Annotated in this window: 14 protein-coding genes and 2 other RNA genes; 3 read left to right on the top strand and 13 right to left on the bottom strand. The window is 66.3% G+C overall.

The window, feature by feature from the left end; all coding sequences use genetic code 11:
- Window positions 1-382: 382 nt before the first annotated feature.
- From def to arsC, 3 genes are all read right to left on the bottom strand, one after another.
- A complete protein-coding gene (gene def / locus ACZZ0O_RS10140) occupies window positions 383-898 on the bottom strand; it encodes a peptide deformylase (RefSeq protein WP_463590705.1) in 516 nt (171 codons plus the stop codon).
- Window positions 899-936: 38 nt separating this feature from the next.
- Window positions 937-1,008, bottom strand: a non-coding RNA gene (locus ACZZ0O_RS10135) — sX9 sRNA.
- A 238-nt stretch (window positions 1,009-1,246) separates the two neighbouring features.
- Window positions 1,247-1,669, bottom strand: coding sequence for an arsenate reductase (glutaredoxin) (gene arsC / locus ACZZ0O_RS10130; protein ID WP_463590704.1), 423 nt, complete (start codon window positions 1,667-1,669; stop codon window positions 1,247-1,249).
- Between the two features lie 730 nt (window positions 1,670-2,399).
- Here arsC and ACZZ0O_RS10125 point away from each other — a divergent pair.
- Complete coding sequence (locus ACZZ0O_RS10125) at window positions 2,400-2,810, top strand: post-PEP-CTERM-1 domain-containing protein (RefSeq protein ID WP_463590703.1); 411 nt, start codon at window positions 2,400-2,402, stop codon at window positions 2,808-2,810.
- Window positions 2,803-4,461, top strand: a complete 1,659-nt coding sequence (locus tag ACZZ0O_RS10120; protein ID WP_115561290.1) for a PA domain-containing protein — start codon at window positions 2,803-2,805, stop codon at window positions 4,459-4,461. Before ACZZ0O_RS10125 ends, ACZZ0O_RS10120 begins: the two co-directional genes overlap by 8 nt.
- Window positions 4,462-4,927: 466 nt before the next feature.
- On the opposite strand, the gene ACZZ0O_RS10115 is transcribed toward ACZZ0O_RS10120, so the two are convergent.
- The 7 genes from ACZZ0O_RS10115 to pncB all read right to left on the bottom strand — a co-directional run bounded on the left by ACZZ0O_RS10115 (window position 4,928) and on the right by pncB (window position 17,561).
- On the bottom strand, window positions 4,928-9,442 hold the full coding sequence (locus ACZZ0O_RS10115) for a cellulose biosynthesis protein BcsC (protein ID WP_463590702.1): 4,515 nt from the start codon (window positions 9,440-9,442) through the stop codon (window positions 4,928-4,930).
- Window positions 9,424-10,605, bottom strand: coding sequence for a cellulose synthase complex periplasmic endoglucanase BcsZ (gene bcsZ, locus ACZZ0O_RS10110; RefSeq protein WP_463590701.1), 1,182 nt, complete (start codon window positions 10,603-10,605; stop codon window positions 9,424-9,426). Before bcsZ ends, ACZZ0O_RS10115 begins: the two co-directional genes overlap by 19 nt.
- Window positions 10,602-12,923 carry a cellulose biosynthesis cyclic di-GMP-binding regulatory protein BcsB gene (gene bcsB / locus ACZZ0O_RS10105; RefSeq protein ID WP_463590700.1) on the bottom strand — a complete coding sequence of 774 codons (2,322 nt, stop codon included), beginning with the start codon at window positions 12,921-12,923 and terminating at the stop codon, window positions 10,602-10,604. Before bcsB ends, bcsZ begins: the two co-directional genes overlap by 4 nt.
- Window positions 12,924-12,967: 44 nt before the next feature.
- The gene (bcsA, locus tag ACZZ0O_RS10100) at window positions 12,968-15,109 is read right to left on the bottom strand and encodes a UDP-forming cellulose synthase catalytic subunit (RefSeq protein WP_055850829.1); all 2,142 of its coding nucleotides are present in this window, start codon (window positions 15,107-15,109) and stop codon (window positions 12,968-12,970) included.
- A gap of 85 nt (window positions 15,110-15,194) precedes the next feature.
- A complete protein-coding gene (locus ACZZ0O_RS10095; RefSeq protein WP_463590699.1) occupies window positions 15,195-15,704 on the bottom strand; it encodes a hypothetical protein in 510 nt (169 codons plus the stop codon).
- A gap of 28 nt (window positions 15,705-15,732) precedes the next feature.
- A complete protein-coding gene (gene bcsD / locus ACZZ0O_RS10090) occupies window positions 15,733-16,188 on the bottom strand; it encodes a cellulose biosynthesis protein BcsD (protein ID WP_115527079.1) in 456 nt (151 codons plus the stop codon).
- Window positions 16,189-16,379: 191 nt separating this feature from the next.
- Window positions 16,380-17,561 carry a nicotinate phosphoribosyltransferase gene (gene pncB / locus ACZZ0O_RS10085; RefSeq protein WP_323514300.1) on the bottom strand — a complete coding sequence of 394 codons (1,182 nt, stop codon included), beginning with the start codon at window positions 17,559-17,561 and terminating at the stop codon, window positions 16,380-16,382.
- Window positions 17,562-17,852: 291 nt separating this feature from the next.
- On the opposite strand from pncB, the gene ACZZ0O_RS10080 reads away from it, so the two are divergent.
- A non-coding RNA gene (locus ACZZ0O_RS10080) (sX9 sRNA) lies at window positions 17,853-17,929 on the top strand.
- Between the two features lie 151 nt (window positions 17,930-18,080).
- Here ACZZ0O_RS10080 and ACZZ0O_RS10075 read toward each other — a convergent pair.
- Genes ACZZ0O_RS10075 through ACZZ0O_RS10065 form a run of 3 tightly spaced genes read right to left on the bottom strand, consistent with a single transcriptional unit; the run spans window position 18,081 to window position 22,280 of the window.
- The gene (locus ACZZ0O_RS10075; RefSeq protein WP_463590698.1) at window positions 18,081-19,049 is read right to left on the bottom strand and encodes a glycoside hydrolase family 113; all 969 of its coding nucleotides are present in this window, start codon (window positions 19,047-19,049) and stop codon (window positions 18,081-18,083) included.
- Complete coding sequence (locus ACZZ0O_RS10070) at window positions 19,031-20,326, bottom strand: hypothetical protein (RefSeq protein WP_463592435.1); 1,296 nt, start codon at window positions 20,324-20,326, stop codon at window positions 19,031-19,033. The genes ACZZ0O_RS10075 and ACZZ0O_RS10070 overlap by 19 nt, the downstream gene beginning before the upstream one ends.
- Before the next feature lie 46 nt (window positions 20,327-20,372).
- A complete protein-coding gene (locus ACZZ0O_RS10065; RefSeq protein WP_055850816.1) occupies window positions 20,373-22,280 on the bottom strand; it encodes a glycosyltransferase family 2 protein in 1,908 nt (635 codons plus the stop codon).
- Window positions 22,281-22,293: the final 13 nt, after the last annotated feature.

Below are 22,293 nucleotides of genomic sequence, written 5' to 3'. Positions count from 1 at the left end.
TGCGCTTGCCATGATTGGGTGCATCACTGGTGGTCGAGGGCGCGATGCCCTTGCCGCTTCCGGGACACGCCGTGAATCCGTCCGTGGAGGCTCCGTAGCGGCATCCATGCCGCCACAGGGTCCCGAAAGCGGCAAGAGCATCGCGCCTGTCGCGTTCGTTGAGGACTGATGGAAGCAAGCTGCACCACGCGGTGCGAGGTGCGAGGTGAGTCTCTGGGCGCTGCGTTGCTCAGCATCGCGATGCATGCGCTACACAACGTGTGAGCCGCAGAGTTACGCATGGTCAAGGTTGAGCGGCCAGCTGGCATTGCCACGCGTCAAACGCGATCGCTTCGGCACGGCCGCGTTTGCGCACGCGACCGTGCCCGGATCAAGTAACGCGTTACAGATCGTAGGACAGCACGTCTTCGAAGCCGAAGGTGTCGAAATTTTCGATGCGCGAGGGATATAGGCGGCCGACCAGATGGTCGTATTCGTGTTGCACCACGCGGGCGTGGAAGCCTTCGGCCTCGCGCTCGATCGGGCTGCCGTCGGGGGCGAAGCCGCGGTAACGGATGTGGCGGTAACGCGGGATCACCGCGCGCAGGCCGGGAATCGACAAGCACCCTTCCCAGCCGTTCTCCATCTCGTCCGACAGCGGCTCGATCTGCGCATTCGCCAAGGCCGTGCGCGGTACCGTGGGCGCGTCCGGATACCGCTCGCTGACTTCGAAGCCGAACACCATCAGTTGCAGGTCCACCGCGATCTGCGGAGCGGCCAGACCGACGCCGTGCGCATGATCCATGGTCTCGAACATGTCGGCCACCAAGGCATGCAACTCGGCACTGCCCAAGTTGGTCACCGGTGGCGCCACGCGCAGCAGGCGCTTGTCGCCCATGCGGATAATTTCGCGAATCATATCGATGCTCCTCAAAAACACGACAGCGATTTTAGAACGGCCAACACACGCTAGCGAGCGGCTGCCGGGCGGGCATGGGTGGCGCCAACCGCAGTGTACGAGTACTACATAACGGTTCCTGGCACCGGCCGCGCCTGCCTGTGGTCAACATGCCTTTGGTCAAACGGTCGCTTTGTTGGTCGCTCTCAGCGCAGCAAACGCAGTGCGATTAGCGGTGCAGACTACCGTAGCGCCAAGCTGCCATTCCGTCCGGCTGGGTGGTCGCGCAACCGTTTTATTGCTTGCTTTTAGCGCAGCAGCCGCAGGGTGGCTAGCGATGCAGTGCAGGACTGCGATCCGCTGCAGCGCTCAAGCGCCGATCCGCTGCCCGCGCTCGTCCAGCACGGGTTCGCCGTCTTCCTTGGCGAATGCGCTGGTGGCCGGTGGCAACAGGTCGAGCACCCGCTCGGATGGACGACACAGGCGCGCACCCAACTGCGTCTGCACGAACGGTCGATTGATCAGGATCGGGTGCGCAAGCATTGCGCTCAACAGTGCGGCGTCCTCCAGCGCGGGATCGTCCAATCCCAGCTCCAGATACGGCGTGCCCTTCTGACGCATGGCGTCGCGCACCGACAGGCCGGCATCGGCAATCAGCGATTGCAACGTCTGTCGGCTGGGCGGGTGCTGCAGGTAGTCGACGATCTGCGGTTCGATGCCGACATGCCAGATCAGCGCCAGCGTGTTACGCGACGTGCCGCAGGCTGGGTTGTGGTAGATGACGGCGTGCATGCGTGACCTGTTTGGTTCGATGGATGCGTGTGTCGCTGCGATCGTTGACGATCGAAGCACTCTGCAGGACGCGCAGTGTACGAGTGGACGTGTCGAGTCCGTACACGCACGCCTGCGCTTTCCTGCAGGCCTGCCTGCTTGCCGGCTGCGGCCTATCGCTGTGCTGGCTGTTGGTTTCTGACTGCTGATTGGTCGCTGCTACTTGCCGCTCGCAGGCATTGAGTCGGCGGTATCGACTGCGTCGGCGCGGCGAAATCCAGCCCCCCCCCTCCTGCGGAGCAGCAAGGCACAGCTCGCGCGCGACTGACGCGACTTGCCTTGGTGCGTCCGCGCCACCCGCACGGGCCGGGGCGAGGAGCGGTATGGAGCTGTGCGCGCAGCCACCTTGGTGCAGTGAGGTCCATGAAGTGCGGCCGCCCCTGCCCCTCCCGGGCGCGCGCTCCCGGGAAAACAGGGAGCGCGGCGATCTGCCGCACACCGTCGCCAGGGCGTCAGATTTCTGACTAAAACGCCCCGGAACCGCTACTGATTTCTGAAAAGCATCGTGGCGCAAGCGCGAGGCTGACGTTTTCAGAACATCTGTTCGCATTCAGCGCGCCAACTGTCAAAAGATTGACACCCATCACGGATTCATGGTTCAGTCATGAACAGACTGAAACGGAAGTATCTCCCGAACTCCGGTGTGTCGCACGGGGTTCTTTCTGCGGTTGGACTTAAGGAAATCCCAACGATGATGAGCTTTCGCAAGCCCGGATGGATGCTGTCCGGTGTGCTGTGTGTTGCCTGCCTGCCCGCTGTTGCGGGGGCGCAGGACGTCGCCGCCAGTTCCAAGGTCGGTATCGATCCCGTCACCGGCAAGCTGCGTCCGCTGACCGACGCCGAGAGTGCGGCGCTGGACCAGCAGGCCGGCTCCGCCGCTCGCAGTGGGGCGACCCGCACGACCGTGCCGCAGACCGAGGCGGCCGCACGCGCCACCGAGCGTCGCCTGCCCAACGGCACCGTGGTGCGCAAGTTGCCGGCCACGCAAATGAGCTCGCTGACCGCGACCCGCCAGGCCGACGGCCGCATCGTGATCGAGCACAGCGACGACGCAGACACCCAACCCGCCCACGCCGAGCACGGAGCGCTGCCGCATGAATAAGCCCTTGTTGCTGTTATCTCTGGCCGTGGGCGCGGCGCTGGCGCCGCTGCATGCATCCGCTGCCAACGTCACGCTGATCAATGGCGATGCCGGCACCGTGGTCGGGTTGAACGACCCCACCACCGCGGCACCGTTGGGCGGCAATCCCGGGCGGTCGGTCGGCGAACAGCGTCGCATCGCCTACCAATACGCCATGGATCTGTGGGGCGCGGTGCTGCAGAGCAACGTCGAAATCAAGGTGTATGCCTCGTTCGCACGGCTGACCTGCACCGCCACCGGCGGCACGTTGGGCCAGGCCGGCCCGAACTGGATCGTCAACGACTTCCCCGGCGCCAAGGCCAATACCCTGTATCCGTCCGCGCTGGGCGATGCGATCGCCGGGCAGGACCTGGTGCCCGATCCGGCCGATCCGGCCGACGTGTTTTCGCAGTTCAACGGCGATCTGGGCAAGGACGACTGCCTGGCCGGTTCGGGCTGGTACCTGGGCCTGGACGGCAAGACCCCGGCAGGGCAGATCAACTTCCTCAACGTGGTGATGCACGAGATCGGCCACGGGTTGGGCGCTGCCGGCTTCCTCAACAAGACCACCGGCGTGCTCGGCTCGGGCAGCGGTCTGACCGACGTCTACACCTCGCAGGCCTTCGATAACGTGCAGAACAAGCGTTTCGACGACCCGACCATGACCAACGCCTTGCGCGCCGAGGCGATGCGCACGCCCGGTCGCACGGTGTGGGCCGGCACCCGCGTCAACCGCGAGGCGGCGTTGATCCTGGACCCGCGCACGCTGCTGCAGGTCAGCGCGCCGGCCGCTGCCGCCGGCAAGTTCGAAGTGGGCTTTGCCAGCTTCGGGCCGCTGGCCAGCGCCGGTAACTTCCCGGCGCGCGCAGTGGTGACCATCAATGACGGCGTTGCCGCCGCATCGGCCACCGATGGCTGCGAAACGCCGTTCGTCAATGCGGCCGAGGTGGCCGGCAAGGTGGCGCTGATCGACCGCGGCACCTGCGCCTTCGCCATCAAGGTCAAGAACGCACAGCTCAACGGTGCGGTGGGCGTGATCGTTGCCAACAACGCCGGCGGCGTGCAGACCATGGGCAATGCGGCGCCGCCGATCACCGACATCACCATCCCGGCGATCATGGTGTCGCAGGCCGATGGCGCACGGTTGAAGAGCAGCACCGGCGTGGTGGCGGCGCTGTACGAAGATCCCGAGCTGCTGCAGGGTACCGACAGCGCAGGCCGCACGCGGTTGTATGCGCCCAGCGTGGTGGCCGGTGGTTCGACGTTCTCGCACTTCGATACCGATCTGCAGCCCAACGCGTTGATGGAACCGTTCGATACGCCGGAAGTGCAGGCGCATCTGAACATCGACCTGACCCCGGCGATGTTTGCCGATATCGGTTGGACCTTGAACCGTGGCCTGACCCGGCTGGGCAACTGCAGCACGCTGGTGCCGACGGTGGAAACCGGCGGTCTGATCGTCGGTGCGAACCTGACCGCCGAGAGCAGCCTGTGCAAGACGCAGAATGCCGGTAACCGCTTCGGTTATCTGACCTGCATGAACGATCACATCCGCGAACTGGAAGACCAGGGTGCGATCAGTCGTCTGCAGCAGGCCGCCACGTTTATCTGCGCGACCAAGGTACGCCCGTAACCCAGGCGTAGACGGTCAGATGTGATGCGAACGGCGCCGCGAGGCGCCGTTCGTTTATGCGTAATCAGCTGTGTACTGGATGCAGCAATGTGCGTCGATGCAATGCGCGCCATCGCACCTCGATGTGGCGCAGAGCGATGCACTGCGTCTGCGCAACGGCTACAACCGCATCAGCTGTGTACTGCATGCAGCAATGTGCGTCGATGCAATGCGCGCCATCGCACCTCGACGTGGCGCAGAACGATGCACTGCGTCTGCCGCAACGGCCACACACGCTGGCCTCGTTAGGGAGGCTCTGCACAACGCGTCCGCGTGTTTTCGATCAACACCGCTGGCAATGTTCACTACGCACAACTGCTAGATGTTCAGCAGGGAAGACAGCCGCGTTTGAGCGACATCCCAGGTTCCCCCGTCATGCCGCGCGTTGTTCAGCCCTTCCTTCGCTCACACCACGCGTTGCCGTGTATCACCGATCTGCGGCATACGGCGAGGTCAGCACCTGCGGTGCGCGACCCAACGCGGCGCCCAGGCGATCCATCACAAAGCGCAGATAGAGATTGCTGCTGAACTGGTTGTAGTCGCGTGCATTGTTGAAGGTCATGCGCCCGCCCAGGAACAACTGCGGCGCCACCTGCCATTCGGCTGCGCCGCTGAGGTTGTACGACACGCCGGTGCGGCTTTCGCCCGCATACACCGGGTCGGTATAGCGGTCGACCAGGCCGAGCAGCGCCGCCAGCGATGCGGCGTCGTAGGCGGCCTGCTGCAGCGTCGGGTCGGTGGGGAAGTACGGCGTGGGGTCGGTCTTGAAATGCTGCACGCCGACGCTGGCATCGACCTTCCAGTTGACGCTCTGCCCCGCGCTGCGCCCGCTCCAATGCACCGGGAAACCGAGGTCCACATATTCTTGCGGGCTGAAGTAACCGCCGTGGCCGTACGTAAATCCACTAAGGTTCTTGTCGTACTGCATGGCGGTCAGATTGACGCCGGCGGTCAGCGACTGATGCTGGGTTTCCAACGCATGTACGTAGAAGCCCAGGTCGGCCTGGCGGTGGTCGTTGTCGGCCACGTTGTTACCGATCAAGCGGTGCGCGGCAAGGTTGGCATACCCACCGAGCAGGCCGTTGTCGCCGGTGGCCGAGAGCACGATGCCATTGCTGGTGATACCGCCCCATTCGCGGCCGCTGCGTGCATCCTGCGCACCGGCGAACGACAGCACGCTGTCGGTGACCGCGCGCCGCGAGGCATCGGCCGACCAGCTCACCGTGTCGCCGATCTCGCCGCGATAGCCGACGCCACCGACGACGTTCTGCTCCTGGAACCCGATCGGCGTGCTGCCCACATCGGCGCTGAAACCGCCATTGCGATAGCGCACGCCGATACCCACGCCGGTGTCGTCCTGGCTGAGCCGGCGCGCACCATTGCCGCTGGCGGCCATGCTGTTGAGCGTGGCGGCCAGCGAGGTGGGCGTCTGCTGCGCGGCAGCGGTGCTGCTGGCCAATGCCTGCAACGCGGCACCGTCGCCGGCGGCCAGCTGTTCGCTGATCGCGGTATTGCTGAGGATGTCGCGCGCCAGCTGCGCAATCGGCGTGCTGGACGCGTTGACGCTGAGCAGATATGCCGGCAGCGGCTCGTTGGCCAGCGCGGCCAATGCCGCAGGCGTGTTGTTGTTGTTTTCGGTCAGCAGTTCGCCGAACAAGCCGGTATTCAAGGCGTAACGGCGCAGGCGTTCGCGTGTGGCGACGTTATCGCCCTGGGTGGCGAGCAACTGATACACCGACGAGTTGGTCAGCGTGTCGATCGGGCTGCGGTCGGCGGCAAGCGCATCGTTGACTGCCGTCTGCGGGCCGGCGCCGAAGCGGCTGGCGGTGGCGTAATCGGTGGTCAGCGTGCCGGCATCCACTACGGTCGGCGTCAGCGTGACGCCGAGCTTGCCTTCGCCCACCGCGAAGTCGGCCTGTACCGGCATTTCGATGTCGTCCAGTCGCCCAAGGCCGTCCTCGCCATCGCGCGAACGATACAGCGCGCCACCGGCGAGGTTGTCGCTGTTTTCCGATTGCACGGCGCGCAGTTCGTCGAGCACGCTGTTGCCGCTGCTGGGCGCACGCGTTTCTTGCGCGGCAACGCTGCGCGAAGGAGCGGTGTTGTCCGGCACGAACGCGGGAGCGCTGCGCGTGGGCAGGCGGCTGCGGCTGTTGGGCGCCGGCAAGAGCGAGGGTGCGGCGCTGGCGCTCACCGGCTGCGGCAGCGTATCGACCGTGTTGCCGGCGTAGGCATCGACGGCTGCGGCGGTGGCGAAGCGTGCAGTTGCCGGTTGGGTGGCGGCCGGCGGCTCCAGCGCGACATCGGCAAACGCGTTACCCGCCGGCATGCGCTCGGACAGGACTGCCGGCGAGCGCGGCATGGCGCCGGTCATGCCGGAGAACGGATTGAGCGGACGGCCTGCCGAGGCGACTGCCGCCGGGCCACGTGCGCCCGGCAAGCCGTTGTCGAGCTGACCGGCCTGGCGCTGCTGCGCGGCCAGCGAGGCGCGGAAATACTGCTCGGCCTTGCGGTTCTTGCCGGCGCTGCGATACACGCGGCCGGCGGCGGCGAGCACGTCCGGAGATTCCGGCGCCTGCGCCAGCGCGCGCTGCAGATAACTCTCGGCGTTGCGCAGATCCGACTGCGCGGCGGCGCTGTTGGCGGCAGCGGTGAGCGTGTCCAGATCGTTGGGGTGGCGCTGCAGGATCTGCTGATAGATCGCCAGCGCCTGGCGCTGATCGCCGGCGGCGGCATACAGCCGTGCCAATGCCGCCTGAGCGTCGCGGTTGTCCGGTTGCTGAGCCAGGATCGGCGACAACGCATCGTAGGCGCCTTCCAGATTGCCGAGCTCGCGCAAGGCATCCACCTGGCGCAGCGTGTAGGCGCTGCGCAAGTTTTGATAGCGACGCAATTGTTCCGGCGTCATGGTGGTGGATTGCAGCTGGCGCAGCACCGCCGACAACTCGGCGTCCTGACGCGCACGCAGCAGCACACCGGCATATTGCAGGCGGTCTTCGGTGCGCGGATTGGCGCCGGTGACCAGCCGCTGCGCGAGCACCAGCGCGCGCGAGGCATTGCCGGCGTCGGCATGCGCGCCGGCCAGGGCGGCCAGCAATTGCGGATCGTCGAGCTGGTTGCCCAGCGCGGTTTCGGTACGTGCGAGCAACTGCTGCGCCTCGCCCACCCTGCCCTGCTCCACCAGCAGCCGCGCCTGACGCGCCTGCAGTTCGATCCAGGCAGTGGTGCGCAGCTGGGTCATCTCCGGCGTGCGCGCTGCGGCAGGAATGCGATCCAGACTGTCGTACGCACCCTGCCAGTCGCCGCTTTCCTGTGCGAGCAAGGCGTTGGCGTGCAGCGCTTCGGGTTGGTCGCCGTGCACGGCAAGCAGGCCATCCATGACGCTGCGCGCCTGATCGGGACGGCCGGCCTGTTGGTACAGGCGGGCCAGATCCAGGCGAATCCAGGCATCGCCGGGGCGTTCGACCATGGCAGCTTCCAGCTCGGCCTGCGCGCTGACCGTATCGCCGGCCTCCAGCGATTGCCGCGCGCGGGCGCGCTGCACATTGGAACGCAACAAGGCTTCGCCACCGGACTTGGCGCGCTCGGCGGCCGGCAGGCGATTGAACAATTCGCTGGCTTCGGACATGCGCCCCTGGCGGCTGTACAGCCCGACCAGGCCCTGCAAGGCGCCGGCATTATCGGCATCGCGCGACAGCGCCTTGCGATAACTGGCTTCGGCCGCAACCGGGTCGCTGGCGCTTTGCAGACCGCCCAGCGCGACATGGCCGGCCGGCTCGTTGGGCAGCAACTGCACCGACTGCTCCACCAGCTGGCGTGCCTGCGCGATGTCACCGCGTGCGCGTGCGGCCTCGGCCTGCTGCAGCTGTTGCCAGTAGCGCGCGCTGTCCAGCGCACCTTTCCATTTGCCATTGCTGGCGGCGGCCGGGCGCAGCAGTTCCTGCGCTTCGGCAAAGCGTTGCTGACGCAGCCGCACCGAACCCAGGCCACCCAATGCTTCCGGGTCGCGCGCACGGGCGCGCAGCACCTGGGTGAAACGTTGTTCGGCCGCGCTCAGATTGCCGGCATTGAGCGCGCGAAAGCCCTCGGCCAGCGCGATGCCATTGAGATCGGCGGGCGCAGCGGCAGCCGCCGTGCGTTGTTCGCGCAATTGACCGAGTTTGGCGGTCACTTCCGCATCGGCCGGGCTGCCGGCCAGAAATGCCTGATACAGCGGTGCATCGGCGGTGCTGGCGTTGAGCCACAGCAGCGCCTGGCGCCAGCTGGTGCGCGCCGGGCCGCCCACATCGGCGCGTTGGGCAAGCGTGCGCAATTGCGCGATGCCTTCGCGACGGGTGGGTTCGCGATAACTCAATACCTGGGCCAGCGCCATCTGCACGGACGGGTTGGCCGGGTCGCTGGCCTGCAGCGTGCGCAGACCATCGCGCGCACGCTCCCAACCGGTCGGCGTGCCGGCCAGCGATTGGTAGTACTCCAGCGCAAGCGTCGGCGGCGGCGCCTTGCCGGCAAACACGGCCTCGTAGCTGCGCGCAGCTTCCACATAGCGCCCGGCCGCGGCAGCGCGGCGTGCGTTGCGCAGATTGGGGTCTTCGCCGGCAGTGGCGCTACCGCGCGCACCGATCGCCACGCGCAGACGCTGCGCCTGCGGCGATTGCGGATGCGCCGCTTCGAGCTGCTGCAGACGCTTGCGCGCCTCCGACTGACGGCCCTGCGCCAGATCGATCTGCGCCAGGCCGAGCAAGGCGTCTGGCTGGTCCGGATCGATGCCGAGCAGCTTTTTCCAGGTGTCGGCGGCCAGATCGTCGCGTCCCTGGTCGTGCCAGTAGTTGCCCTGCCCGACCAGTTGCTGGGTCGCGCTGGTCTGCGCGTGCACCGGTGAGACGAGCAGGCACAGGTCGATCATGCCGGCGAGGTAGAGCGGGGTCAGGTTTTTGCGGAGCATGCAGGCGTTCTCCAGGCGGGCAGCAGGCGCCCGTCTGCGGCAAAGCGGTAGCGGTTCTCAAGCCAGCCCTGTCCGAACAGGGCCAGTGTGCGTTCGAAATACGGCAGCGCAGCGGCGGCCGGTGTAGCGGCGAGCGGAATCCGCTGCGCCTGTGCCTTGAGCAGGGTGGGCTGACGCAGCGCGCTCAGGTAAGGCAGCAACGCGGCGGAAAACCCCACCGGCACGGCGCCGGTGCCCACGCCGCGGGCGGTGTCGACCTTTTCGGCGAACGCGGTACCTGCGGCCAGCAGATCGGCCGGGCCGGACAAATCCTGCAGCAACTTCGCGCGCAGCGGCTCGCCGGCATCCAGCATGCCGGCCCACAGATACACGCGAATGGCATCGTAACTGCCGAGATTGCCGCGTTTGGGATCGGCGCCGAAGGCCTTGCCGTCCCACACCGTCCAATCCGGTGCAAAGCCGACTGGCGCACTGTCGTGCAGCACGCGCGCAGCGTTGGCGGCGATCGCCGCCCACGGCCCCTTGGGGTCGGCGTTGGCGCAGCGCCGCAGTACCTGGATCGGCAGATAACTGGGATTGAGCGTCCAGCGGCCCGGTTCGACAAAGCCGCTGCGGCCGGGCAACAACATCGGCCCCAGCCCGGGCAGCTTGGCCACTTCCTGGCTGCGCATCAGTTGCAGGATCTGCTGGCCGGCCTTGCCGTAACCAGGGCGGTTCCACAGCCGGCCGGCTTCCAGCAAGGCGTAGGCGATCCACAGCTCGCCATCGCTGGCGGTGTTGGCATCGAGCACGCGCCACTCGCCGCTGCCATCGCGGCCCCACAACCAGGCCGGCAGATTCAGATCGGGGCGGCCACCGCACAGGTTGTGCCGGGTCCAGCCCAGCACCTTGTCGAACAGCACCTGGTCGTTGGCCACCAGCGCGAAGAACAGCGCGTACGACTGGCCTTCGGAGGTGGAGCGTTGATCGGCGTTGAGGAAGTCCACCACCCGGCCATCGGGCTGGATGTGCTTGGACACGAACGCGTTCCACAGTGGCCAGGCGCCGCACTGTGCGGGCGCTGCCATCGCGCCGGCCGGCAAGAGAGCGGCCAGTGAGGCCAGTGCACCGGCGCGCAGCAGGCCGCGGCGCGTCATGGCACTGCCGCGCGCGGCCGCGTTCATGCGCCGTGGCCGTCGTTGAGGCGCTCGGCGGTATGCCGGCGCAGCAGCACGCGCGCGGCCAGTGCCAGCAGCAGCGCCAGCAGCACCACGGTCAGGGCCAGCCACACCGGGTGATGCGAGAAGTACCAGCGCAGCCAGGTCGGCAGCGGCAAGTGACCCACGTAGTAGGTCTGATTGCCGACCAGGCTGGTGACCTTTTTCTGCTGCAGCAACACCACGCTGCCCTGGAAATCCTTGAGCAAGGCCGGGTCGAACCAGGCATCGAACAGACGATTCATGTTGGCCGGGTCTTCGGTCTGAAACGCGACCACACTGCGGCCGGATTTCAACGGCGATTCGAAGCCCATCAGCAACACGTCGTCCGGCTGCGGCTGCAACGCGATGTCGGTGGTGGTCGGCAGATCGGTGCGGCGCGCGTCGAAGGACAGGAAGCCGGGTAGTTTTTCGAACAGCCAATCGGTCAGGCCGATGCGGCGGTTCTGCCCGTCCTGGCCCACCGGCAGCTGCGCACGCCATTGCTTGAACAGCGGTTGCGATTCGGCGCTGCCCAGTAGCAACAGATCGCGATCGGCGTGCTGCTGCACCGCGCTGGCGGCGATGATCTGCGCATGCAGTGCCGGGTAGCCGGTGGACGCACCGAACCGGCCGAGCAAGGTCAGCACATTGCCTAGATCCTGGTCGCCCGGATTATTGGGCAGCACGATCGCCGATTCGGACAGATCGGCCAGCCGCGTGAACGGATAGCCGGCGTTGGCGAACGCGGCCAGATTCGGCATCGCCATGTAGTGGTCGAAACCGCTCAGGTCGATGGTGGAATCGGCATCGATGGCGCCGGAGACATCCGGGAAGGTGTTCTTGCAGGCCTCGCCTTGCGGGCGATCGAAAAAGAAGTGGAAGCGCAGCTGGCTATTGGCCGAAAACGCGCCCACCGGCAGTGTCAGATCCTGATGCACCGGCATGTTGCCGCGCGTGCCCAGGCTGTTCCACCAGCGCACCGGCGTGGACTCGGCGAATGGGCGGCCGGTCAGCGGCAAGGTGGTCACGAACGACTCGTTGATGCTGACGTTGAGGGCGGACTTGTTGTCCTCTTCCGGCAGCGTGTAGCGGTATTTCAGCGCCACCGGAATGCCGTCGCGCTCCCACACGAACAAGTCCGGCGGCAGCTGCAAACCGACCCGGATCAGGTCCGGGTGATAGCCGGTGACGTTGAGCGCGCCGGGCTGGGTGACCAGATCGCCGAAACGCACCGGATGCTCGCTCGAAATCCATTTGGGCGCGTCGTACGGCCGACGCGGCGTCGGCGCAGACATCTCGCCGATCCGCGCCACCGCACCGGTCAGCGGCGCGCGCAACGCCAGCGCGGTGGCCGCGCGTTGCAGATCCTCGGTGTTGCGGCCGAGCACCAGCAGCAGCTTGCCGTTGGGATCGGTCGGGTTGACCACGACGGCAACCGTCGGCCCGCGGATATCGGCCACGCCGCTGTCGGCGGTGGCGAATTGCGCAGGCAAGGTGTTGGGCGTGGCGAACACCACCGCGTTGCCGCTCGCCGGCAAGCTGCTGGTCGAGGCCGGGAACACCGCGCCGCGATAGCCGGCCAGGGTGCCGAACCACGACGCCACGGTGCCGGCCGCCTGCAGCGTGGCCATGTCCGGCTGCTGCGGGAAATAGAACGGCAGCTCCAGACGCCGCGTATCGCGCACATCGAAAAACGGCACCGGCAGCAGCGCCAGGTTGTTGGCCAGCGCCAGCGGCGTGGTGGTCAGCGACAGACTGGTGGCCGCATCCACATTCGCCCACAGGCTGCTGTGGTCGGGGTCTTCGCACTCGCGGGTGTAATGCCCGATGAGTTGCAGATTGAGCTGGTTGTAGTCAGTGATCAGCCGCGGGTCGATCGGCAGATCGGCCGACAGCAACTTGCCGGCGTTGGCCTTGTCGGTGGGCAAGCTCGCAACGGTCACGCCGTTGATGGTGACCTTGACGTGCGACAGGTCCGGCAGCAGCGACGGCGAGTAGCTGTATTTCAGATTGAGTGTGGCAGCGGTGACAATCTCGTCGCTACGCACGCTGAAGGGCACGCCGGCACTGCCCTGCACACCACGCAAGGTGATTTCGTAATCGATGCCCAGATCGCGCAGCGTGGCCGCGCGTGCGCTGCCGGCGGGCGGTGTGGCCGCGGTAGGCGCGACCGCTGCTGCGCTGGCACTTTGCGCATCGGCGCCTGTCTGCGCGGCAGGCGCCGTCGGTGCGGTCTGTTGCGCCTGTGCCAGACCGGCCAGAAGCGTGAACGCGCAGGTCAACACGGCCGGGGACATTCGCATCAGTTGCTTCTTGGCAGGGGAAAGGGAAACACCACGCATCACGCTCACGACTCCAGATCCGCGCGCGCCGGGCGGAAGCCCTGACGCGTGCTGTCCACCATATGCCGACCCAGGCGCCCGAATCCGCGCGCACTGGCGGCCAGCACCTGGCCCATCGAGCGCCAGAACGAATCGCGATCGTGCTGGCCCCATTGCGACAACCAGATATCGGCACGCGCAAAGGTCGATGCCACCAGCCAGCGCTCCTGTTCCATCGACATCTCGGTGAACTGGATGCTGACCTGACCATCGCGATCCTGACGCACCACGGCCGGCAAGGTCTGCTCCACACCGCGATGACTGAGCCCGATCTGCACCGTCGAGCCGGGCTCGATCGGCTGCGGTTGCGCGAGCTTGATCGCCATGCCGCCGGTGGAAAAATTCACCGAGCGGCAGGCCAGCACGCCGCCGTCGGGCAGATACAGATTGACCGGGACATCCAGCGGCACCCGGTGCGCGCTACGCACCTGGCGGGTTTCGCTGGCGGTGGCGATCGTGGCGCCCAGCAGCACCATGTTGTAGAGCGTCCAGGCCAGGTTGAACCAGATCGTCTGCTGCTCGCCGCTGCCGCCGACATAGACCAGCCGCAGCACGCCGGCCACCACGCCGGCCACGTTGAGCAGCAGCAGGAACAGATACGGCTTGGCGATCTGCGCATCGAAATAACCGCGCGCCACCAGCCCGCCCTTGGGCGTGACGTTGAACTTGCCGAGCTTGGGATTGAGCAAGGCCACCAGCGTCGGGCGGAAGATGTACCAGGCCAGCGTGGTCTCGTAGACCTCGTTCCACAGCAGATGCCGGAAGCGGCTCTGCACGCGCAGATTGGTCAGATTGGCCTGCAGAATATGCGGCAGCGCGTAGGCGAGGATCATCAATGCCGACGCCTGGATCACATGCGCGCCGAAGAACAGATACGCCAGCGGTGCGGTGAGATAGATGATGCGCGGCAAGCCGTAGAAGAAATGCAGCATCGCGTTGAGATAGCACAGCCGCTGCGACAGCTTGAGCCCGCGGCCGAGCAACGGATTGTCGATGCGCGCGATCTGCGCCATACCGCGCGCCCAGCGGATGCGCTGCGCCACGTGCCCGGACAGGCTCTCGGTGGCCAGACCCGCTGCCTGCGGCACCGCCAGATACGCCGTGCGATAGCCGCGACGCTGCAACTTGAGCGCGGTGTGCGCATCTTCGGTGACGGTTTCCACTGCCACGCCGCCCACCTCTTCCAACGCAGTGCGCTTGATCACCGCGCACGAACCGCAGAAGAACGTGGCATTCCATTGATCGTTGCCATCCTGCAACAAACCGTAAAACAGCTCGCCTTCGTTGGGCACCTTGCCATGGGTATCGAGGTTGCGCTCGAACGGGTCCGGCGAAAAGAAATAGTGCGGCATCTGCACCAACGCCAGCTTGGTATCGCGCAAAAACCAGCCCATCGCCACCTGCAGAAACGAGCGGGTCGGGATGTGGTCGCAATCGAAAATGGCCACATATTCGCCGCTGCATTTTTTCAGGGCGGCGTTGATGTTGCCGGCCTTGGCGTGCGCGTTGTTGGTGCGGGTGACGTAGTTGATGCCGACCTCGGCACAGAACTCGCGGAACTCGTCGCGGCGCCCGTCATCGAGCAGATAGATGTTGATCTTGCCGGCCGGCCAATCGATCACGCTGGCGGCTAGCACCGTGGTGCGCACCACCGACAACGGCTCGTTGTAGGTGGGAATGAACACATCCACGCTCGGCCACAGGCTCTGATCGGCGGGCAATGGGACCGGCTTGCGATTGAGCGGCCACAGCACCTGAAAATAGCCCAGCACCAGGATCACGAACGCGTACAGCTCCGCACCAAGCAGGCCCAGGCCAAGGATGAAATCCACCGCGCTGCCCACGCCCATGGTCTGGGTCATGCGCCACCAGATGTAGCGGCACGACACTGCCAGCGACATCCCCATCATCATCAGGATGACCACCCGCCCACCACGGTTGCGCACCGCCAGCGCCACTGCGAACAGCACGCCGGAGAACACCAGCTGCTGGGTGACATCCATCGGGACTGCGACCACGAACACCAGCAGCAACGCGCCCAGCAGCCACAGCGCCCAGGTTGCCAGCGTGGGCAACGGTGATGCGGAACGAAGGCTGGCAGTGGTCATCGGGCAATCCTGGAAACGTGGCAGACGTACGGCAACGCGGCGGCAAACGCATCACGCGCTTGCCGGGCATCACGGAAGGGAGCGCTCAACGCGAGCGCAGGCGCTGGAGCGGGCTGTGCGCAGAGGCGCGCGCGTCGGCCTGCAGCAACCGCTGGAACAGCTGTTCCAACGGCGTCTGCGCCGGCCGCTCCAGCGACGACAGGCCGCGCGCGACAGGCTCATCGCGTTGCCGCAATTTGCGCAGCGGTGCCAGCGCATCGCCGGGCGATACGCCAACTGTCTGGTCGGCAGGCGCCGTTGCCTGCATCACCGGCGACGACGGGGCCACAAGCGGTGCGACCGGCGGTGCCACTGCCGCCGACACTGCGGGCGAACGCGCTGTCGGCACGTGTACCGGCGCGACCGCAGCCTCCGGCGCAACCGGCGCCGTCTGCGCAGCTTCCGGCGCCTCGGCAGGCGTCACGCCCGGCTTGCGCGGCGGCAGCTGGGTGTAGGCGAAATCGTGATAACCCTCGCTCGCCTGCGTCCCCAAACGCGCGAACAGACCCGATACGTCGTCGTGTCCCGGCGTGTTCTTGGTGTTCTTCGGTGCCATCACACTCCCCTTGCCTGATCGCACATGCTCATGCCGTCCGCGCCAACACAAACAGGCGCAGATCGACGGAATCGGCCGGCACGGTCTGCACCGCCAGGCCTGCCAGCATCCCCAATTGCTGGAACCATCCTTCGTAGACCCCTTGCAGGAACCCATCGCTCCAGCCAGCCCCGTCCAGCGCCACGCTCAACGGCGCACCGCCGTGCCGGATCTGCACGTGGTCGGGGTATTCGTCCATTGCGCACTGGCCCCAGTCGCAGCTGTCCCAGATCGCATTGGCGGCCTGTTGCACCTCGTCCAGCGCGGCGCAGGACGCCAGCCTGTGCTCACGCGCGAAGCGGCGGCCGATCCGGGCCATCAAGGTGGCGAGGTCGTGCTCGGGTAGCTCGGCGCCGAACTCCTCGGCCATCGCCCGCACAAAGCCCAGCCACTGCCGGGAGCAGCTCCGCGTGCGGTACAGCGACAAGGGGTCGAGTGCAGGCATTCAACAGGCTTCGCAAGGAAAGGGACGTCACATACGACGGTTGCACTAAAAGTGATGCAAGCGTGATGCCAATGTTAACGTTTGCCAACCAGCGATTGAGAGATGCATCGCACTTTTCCGGGCATTCCCCGACAGCAGGCCGCCCGTTTCGGCAGTTCATGCCGGCCTGCGTCAGTCATTGCCGCCGCTGGTCAGGCCCCTTCGGGCATCGGCGGCAGACCGAACACGTCGCGCAGGTAGCGCAGGTAGCCGGCGTCTTCGCACATGCTCTTGCCCGGCGAATCGCTGAGCTTGGCCACCGGTTGATCGTTGCAGCGGACCATCTTGATGACGATCTGCAGCGGCGTCGGCCCCAGGTCGTTGGTGAGGCTGGTGCCCACCCCGAAGGCCAGCCGGCAACGGGTATGGAAGTGCGCGTACAGGCGCATCACCTTGTCGATGTTGAGGCCGTCACTGAAGACCAGCACCTTGGTCTTGGGATCGATGCGGTGGGCTTCCAGGTGCGCGATCACCCGCTCGCCCCATTCGAACGGGTCGCCGGAGTCGTGCCGCATGCCGTCGAACAGCTTGCAGAAATACAGATCGAAGTCGCGCAAGAACGCGTCCAGCCCCACGATGTCCGACAACGCAATGCCCAGATCGCCGCGGTATTCGCGCGCCCACGAGTCCAGCGCGGCGACCTGGCTGTCGCGCAGCCGCGGCCCCAGCGCCTGGAACGCCTGCAGGTATTCGTGCGCCATGGTGCCCAGCGGGGTCAGCCCGTAGTGCTTGGCGAAATACACGTTACTGGTGCCCACGAACTGCTCGCCCAGGCCATCGCGCAGCAGCGGCAACAGCTCGCCATGCCAGTGCCGCGAATAGCGGCGACGGGTGCCGTAGTCGGCGATCTTGCAGCCGGCCGGCATGTTGCGCAGGCTGCTCACCTTGGCGCGCAGGCGGCTGCGGCCCTCTTCGAAATCCGGCTCGGAGGTGTTGCGGAACCACACCTCGTTGATGATCGCCAGCAACGGCACTTCAAACAGGATGGTGTGCAGCCACGGGCCGCGGATGGTCAGCTCGATCTCACCTGGGTGGGTGGTCGACGCCGACAGCTGTACGTACTTGCGGTCCAGATGGAACAACGCCAGAAAGTCGGCGAAATCCGGCTTGATGAAGCGCAGGCTGCGCAGGTAGTCCACCTCGTCCTCGCGCAGGCGCAGCCGGCATAAGGCATCGATCTCGCGCGAGATCTCATCGATGAACTGCGCCAGATCCACGCCGGGCGTGCGGCACTTGAAGCGGTAATCGACCTGCGCGGCCGGGTGCTGATGCAGCACCGCCTGCATCATGGTGAATTTGTACAGGTCGGTGTCGAGCAACGAATGGATGATCATGCTGCCGGATTATGCCCGCAGCGGCAGTGGCCGCGCGTGCATTGGGCATGACCCGACCGCCGGCCGCGACTCCCCCCCTGCGTTAAGGGCGCACGCTCCAGCGCGGGGCTTTGTCGAATTCCCCTGGGCGTCTGCGGGGCCGCATGGGGCTTGCGGTCACTTAGAGCAGCTAAGAAAAGGAAGGTGCTCACCGCCAGGCGGGCGCGGTTGGTGCTGGTGCTGGTGCTGGTGCTGGTGCTGGTGCTGGTGCTGGTGCTGGTGCTGGGTGCTCTGTGCTCTGTGCTCTGTGCTCGGCGCAGCATGCACACGCCGGTTCTGAGCGCGCCGTCCACACTCTCCTGACGACTGCTCGCTACGTTTTGTGAGGAGCGCTTAGTGTCAGGCACCCGCGGCGCCACTCAGATCCACAAGGCCGCAGCTCGCAGATCGCAGATCCACCCCCTGAGCAGCTGCTAAAGCTGGGGCGACCACACAAAGGCCGCGCCGGCCTGTCGCCGAGCGCGGTCGCGCATCAGTGCCTCAACGCGCCAGCACCTGCTGCGCCGGCTTGCCCTGCACGGTGAAGTCGCTGTCGCCTGGGCCGCCGGCGGCGGGGTCGGTGTACCAGCACCACAGCGCGATGCCGTCTACGCCGTGCGCCTGCAACACCTTTCGCCACTGCTGCAGCACCTGCAGTTGCAGGCGGGTGTCGACCGCGGCGGTGCGTTGCTCCGGGCTTTCCCACGGCGCGGCTAGGCTGCCGCGTGCCGAGCGCAGGCCCAGCTCGGCCACCCACACCGGCTTGCCCACGCGCTGCCCCAGGTCCTGCAGGCGCTGCGCGGCAGCGTTCATCTCGGTAGCGCGCGCGCCGGCAGCGTCGGATAGACGCGGGTACAGACTGGTGCCGACCGCATCGAACAGCGACCAGTACCGGAAGGTTTCTGCATGCTCCATCCCGTCGGCCACATACAACAGTTTGCCGCTATAGACCTTGCGCACCGCCGCGACCAGCTCGGGCCATTGCGGCGCATCCTGCAGCTTGCGCAGTTCGGTGCCGACCACCAACGCTTCGGCGTGTTCGTCTTCGGCCAGCTGCGCCAGCGGCAGCAGTGCCTTTTGATATGCCGCAAACCAGGCCGCCTGGTCGGCGGGCGCCACCTCGCCGGCCCAGTGGCCGGGAATCCAGACATGCACCTTGAGCGTGGGCTGCAGACCCGACCGATGGCTCTGACGCAGCGCAGCGCGCATGGCCTCCAGGCTGCTGTCGCTACCCAGCACCGGATCGTTCGATTGCGGGTTCGCCTGCCAGACGAAGGCCACCAGCAGCGCCTTGCGCGCACCGGTGCCGGCCAACGCATCCAGCGACTGCGCAGCGGCAGCGCTTTCCCACGGCGCATTGGCCGAGACCTTGACGTTGGCACCCATCCACATCGGCGCGGCCGCATTGCATCCATTGGCCAGCAGGCACACGGCAAGCAACGCTGCGAGGGTTAGAACGCGTTTGCACATGCGGCAGACACCTCGGTGGTCGACGCTGCCGTGCCCGGCACGCAGGTGCCGGTACGCAGCGCTGCGTTACTCACGTCCGGCTGCAACGCAGTGGCCGTTGCAGCGCCGGCTGGCGTGGCGGCGGCGCTCATCTGCGCGGGCACGTGCGTCTTGATCGCGGCATCCGCCTCAACCAACGGCGCCAGCGTGTCCGGCGCCGCAGGGGTCGCCACACGCGCGACCGGCAGCGACACCGGTGCGGCCATGACTACTGCCTCGCCCTGCAGCAGCGACTGCGCATCGGCAGGCGCCGCACGCATCCAGCTGCCCCAACCCTGCGGTTGTACCCAGGCCGCGCCGATCAGGCCGAGCAGCAACAACCCGGCTGCCTGGCTGCGCTGATCGGCCTGCAAGGCGCGCAGCAACAAGGCTGCTGGCACCCACAGCAGCAGCAAGGCATCGAAGCCCGCCCAGCCGAACGCAAACGACAGTGCGGCCGCGCAGATCACCGTGCCGACGCTGGCCACTACGCCACGCGCAAGCGCACCGTTACGCGCCCGCATCACCAACGCCAACACCGGGAAGCAGGCCAGCGCCGCCACGCCCCAACGCACCGCAGGCAACCAGCTTTCGGCCTGTGCGGCCAGCGGCAACGGCAGCGGACTGGCCCCTTGCGAGATGCTCGACAGGGTCGGCCACGGCGCGTTGAACACGGTCAGATTGACGTAAGCCCACATGCCGACCAGAAACGCGAACGGCAGATAGCACACCAGGTAGAACGAGCCCGGCGCCTTGCGCAACATCTGCGGCGGCATCACCAGCAGCAGCCATGGCGCGACCATGGTCGACAACGCCAATGTCTGCAGATCCAGGCACAGCAAAATGCACAGCCACCCGGCGATACGCAGATAGGTGAAGGCCTCCACCGGCACCTGCAGGCGGCGCAGCGTGCGGCACAAGCCGTAGAACGCCAGCAAGCCCACCGCCTGGCTGCCGCCGGCAGCGATCGGCAGCAGGAACAGCGGGTTGCAGCCCACCAGCAGGGTCAGCCCGCTGGCCCAGCCACGCCCGAACACGCCGGCCAGATCGCGCCACAGCAGCGACAGGAACAAGGCGTTGGCAGCCACCGCCAAAAACGGCCATACCTGAAACGGCAGATCCCAATGATGCAACGCCAGATCGACGGCCCAGGCCAGCAGGCCGCTGGCCGGCACACCGATGCCGGGCGCGCTGGTCGGTGCAACACCGCCCATCGACTGCACCAACAACGGCTGGCTCAGCAGCGACAGCGCCACCACGGCCACCAGAAACGCCGGCAAGCCGCTGTCGCGACGCGCTGCCGGCTCACTCTTCGAGTGCGGCGCGGCGTTCGTTTTCCGAATGCTTGCTGATGCCATGCGTGGTCTTCTCCCAATAGAACGGATTATGGATCAGCTGCCAGAGACCCTTGTAGGCGGCGATCGATTGCAACGCCCAGTAAAACGGCACCGTCAGCGCGTACGGCGCCAACTTGAAGTAGTCACGTTTGAACGCGGCCACCAGCGTGATGTAGATGAAGAACGCATTGGCCAGTAGCAGATTGACCAGCGAGACCGCTGCAAGCCACGGCGGGAAGAACCGCTCGAACATGGTGGTGCCGGTGACCATCCACACCGCATACAGCGCCCACAAGACCGGCACGCCCAGCGCGGTGAAAAATCCGCCGCCGATAAAGAACTGAAATCCCCAGAACCCCTTGAACCCGGTGCTGCGATACAGATGCACCGGGTCGCGCATATGCACCAGCCAGGTCTGCATGTAGCCCTTGAGCCAGCGCGAGCGCTGCCGGATCCAGTTGGGAATGCTGACGTTGGCTTCTTCGAACGTGGTGGAATTGACCACGTTGACGCGGTAGCCGTTCTGGATCAGCCGCACGCCCAAATCGGCGTCTTCGGTGACGTTGTACGGGTCCCACGCGCGCACCTGACGCAACACGTCCAGACGGAAGTGATTGGAGGTGCCGCCCAGCGGAATCGGGATACGCAGGTATTCCAGCGCCGGCAGGTAGAAGTCGAACCAGAGCGTGTACTCCAGCGTGAACATCCGCGTCAGCCAGTTTTCGTCGGCGTTGTAGTAGTTCAACCGCGCCTGGATGCACACCACATCCTTTTCCGCCTTGCGGAAGGCGGCCACCACGCGCTTGAGCTGATCCGGCTCGGGCTTGTCTTCGGCGTCGTAGATGGTGAGCAGTTCGCCGCGCGCAAAATGCAGCGCGTAGTTACAGGCCTTGGGCTTGGTCTTGGGCTGCGACGGCGGCACCCGGATGATTTCGAAGAACGCTTCCAGGCCGAGTTTCTTGGCCGCGTCGATGGTCTCGAAGTCGTCGGCTTCCAGCACCAGCTTCACGTCGAGCTTGCTGATCGGGTAATCCAGCTTGCGCAGCGCGTTGGCCAGGATCGGCAACACCTCCGGTTCCTTGTACATCGGCACCAGCACGGTATAGACCGGCAGGTCGTCGTCGCGCAGCGCGGCCACTTCGTCTTCGGTGACCTTGATGTCGATGCGGTGGCGCGAGCCGAACCACACCAGCAACAGCTTCAAACCGAACGTCGCCAAAAAGCCCAGCGCCACCAGCACGTTGACGGTGATCAGCGCAGGCACCGGGAACAACACCATCGCGATCAGCAACACCGCCGCGATCGCCCACAAGGTGAATTTCTGACCGCGCGTGACCACCTGGCGCGCCGAGTACGTCGGTGCGTGCGAGGCGAGCAGGTTCAAGGCATTGTCGGTGAGCTGCTCGTCGGCGTAGCGCTGCAGGCTCCAGATCACGTCGAACTTGGCGGTGCCGACAAAGCGCACGTCTTCGCCGTAGTGCGCGCGCGCCCAGGCAAACACCGCCGGGTCGGGGTCGGCCACCGCCAGCACCAGCACACCGTCCTCGCGACGCCACGGCAGCAACAGACGCTGCGCATAGCTGTCCAGGTCGGCGGCGGTGAGCAGCTCGGCGTCCGGCGGCTGCTGCACCAGATCGATGAACTCCAGCCCGAAGTGCGCGGCAACGATGGCGTAAAAGCGCTGCGCCGGCACGCCGCGCTGGGCCAGGATCACATCGCCCAGGCGCGAGTTCCAGCGCTGCTGCAACGCCAGCGCCGAGCGCAGCTGTTCGTCGGTGATGACGCCTGCCGTCACCAACGCACGACCCAACAGACCGCGTTCGCGGCCGATGTCCGGCGCCCGTCCCAGCGCCTCCATTTCGCAGGTGACCGTCATTGTCGTGGCGTCC

Source organism: Xanthomonas sp. AC360 (assembly GCF_979258225.1).
This window is presented reverse-complemented; position numbering and strand designations above follow the sequence as displayed.

Excerpts from the sequence above, each read along its gene's own strand:
- ACZZ0O_RS10095 (WP_463590699.1), bottom strand. The coding sequence starts at position 15,704 with ATGGCACCGAAGAACACCAAGAACACGCCGGGACACGACGACGTATCG.
- ACZZ0O_RS10125 (WP_463590703.1), top strand. The coding sequence starts at position 2,400 with ATGATGAGCTTTCGCAAGCCCGGATGGATGCTGTCCGGTGTGCTGTGT.
- ACZZ0O_RS10115 (WP_463590702.1), bottom strand. The coding sequence starts at position 9,442 with ATGCTCCGCAAAAACCTGACCCCGCTCTACCTCGCCGGCATGATCGAC.
- def (WP_463590705.1), bottom strand. The coding sequence starts at position 898 with ATGATTCGCGAAATTATCCGCATGGGCGACAAGCGCCTGCTGCGCGTG.
- ACZZ0O_RS10120 (WP_115561290.1), top strand. The coding sequence starts at position 2,803 with ATGAATAAGCCCTTGTTGCTGTTATCTCTGGCCGTGGGCGCGGCGCTG.
- ACZZ0O_RS10065 (WP_055850816.1), bottom strand. The coding sequence starts at position 22,280 with ATGACGGTCACCTGCGAAATGGAGGCGCTGGGACGGGCGCCGGACATC.
- pncB (WP_323514300.1), bottom strand. The coding sequence starts at position 17,561 with ATGATCATCCATTCGTTGCTCGACACCGACCTGTACAAATTCACCATG.
- bcsD (WP_115527079.1), bottom strand. The coding sequence starts at position 16,188 with ATGCCTGCACTCGACCCCTTGTCGCTGTACCGCACGCGGAGCTGCTCC.
- arsC (WP_463590704.1), bottom strand. The coding sequence starts at position 1,669 with ATGCACGCCGTCATCTACCACAACCCAGCCTGCGGCACGTCGCGTAAC.
- bcsA (WP_055850829.1), bottom strand. The coding sequence starts at position 15,109 with ATGACCACTGCCAGCCTTCGTTCCGCATCACCGTTGCCCACGCTGGCA.
- bcsB (WP_463590700.1), bottom strand. The coding sequence starts at position 12,923 with ATGCGAATGTCCCCGGCCGTGTTGACCTGCGCGTTCACGCTTCTGGCC.
- bcsZ (WP_463590701.1), bottom strand. The coding sequence starts at position 10,605 with ATGAACGCGGCCGCGCGCGGCAGTGCCATGACGCGCCGCGGCCTGCTG.
- ACZZ0O_RS10075 (WP_463590698.1), bottom strand. The coding sequence starts at position 19,049 with ATGTGCAAACGCGTTCTAACCCTCGCAGCGTTGCTTGCCGTGTGCCTG.